Raw genomic sequence first — 1,196 nt, 5'->3', positions numbered from 1 at the left:
GCCATCGCACGATGTCACCCGTGCGATACAACCGCGACCCCGGCGCACCGAACGGATCGGCAACAAAACGCTCAGCAGTCAAACCAGCCCGCGCGTGATAACCACGCGCCAACTGGATCCCACCCACATACAGTTCCCCGGCCACACCCTCGGGCACCGGATTCAACCGATCGTCGAGCACCAGGGCACGCATACCCCGCACCGGCCCACCGATCGTGACACGGTCACCGGCACTCAGCACACCACTGATATTCGTGGCGACCGTCGCCTCGGTCGGACCGTAGGCATTGTGGAACCTACGCGCGACCCCGCCCTCCGGCGTGGTCGACCATTTCGCCATCAGATCCGCCGAGATGGCCTCACCACCGGCGACGATCACTTCCATACCCGCCAGATCCACCGGATCCAGCGACGCCAACACCGACGGCGTGATCAAACCGACCGTCACACCCTCACGAGCGATCAACTCACCCAGCTCGGCACCACCATAAGTACCCGTCGGAACGACGACCAGCGCACCCGCCGAACCGACCGCCAGCAGCAACTCCAAGATCGAGGCATCGAAGCTCGGTGAGGCGAACGCGAGCGCCCGCGAATCCGAAGTCAACCGGTAACGCTCGACCTGCTCAGCACTGAAGTTCGCCAGACCCGCATGCGTGACCACAACACCCTTGGGCAGACCCGTCGAACCCGACGTATAGATCACATACGCGGTGTTCGCCGGAGTCAACGGCCACACCCGATCCGCATCCGTGATCGGACCGGCCGGGTAACTCTCCAGATCCAGCTCGTCGAGCACCAACCAATCCACCGTATCCGGCAGATCCGCCCGCACCGACGACACCGTGATACCCACCGGCGCACCCGAATCGGAAAGCATATGCGCAATACGATCCGCCGGATACGTCGGATCGATCGGCAGGAACGCCGCACCCGACTTCGACACCGCCCACTCCGCCAGCACCGAATCCGCCGACCGCGGCACCGCCACCGCCACCAGATCCTCAGCACCCAGGCAACGCTCGATCAACACCTGCGCCAACCGGTTCGACCGCACATCGAACTCGGCATACGAATACCGGACACCCTCGAACACCACCGCAGGCGCCGACGGATCCACCGCCACCGCCGCAGCCAGCAACTCCGGCAACGTCGAAGCCGGCACCACCGGACCACCCGAACGGGACAAGATCTCG

1 protein-coding gene is annotated in these 1,196 nt (G+C 64.6%); it reads right to left on the bottom strand.

Annotated elements, in window-relative coordinates; genetic code table 11:
- Positions 1 to 1,196 (bottom strand): amino acid adenylation domain-containing protein (locus ACWCPQ_RS35035; RefSeq protein ID WP_449907482.1); only part of this gene is annotated, 1,196 nt, incomplete at both ends.

This window comes from Nocardia sp. NPDC001965 (assembly GCF_053594175.1).
This window is presented reverse-complemented; position numbering and strand designations above follow the sequence as displayed.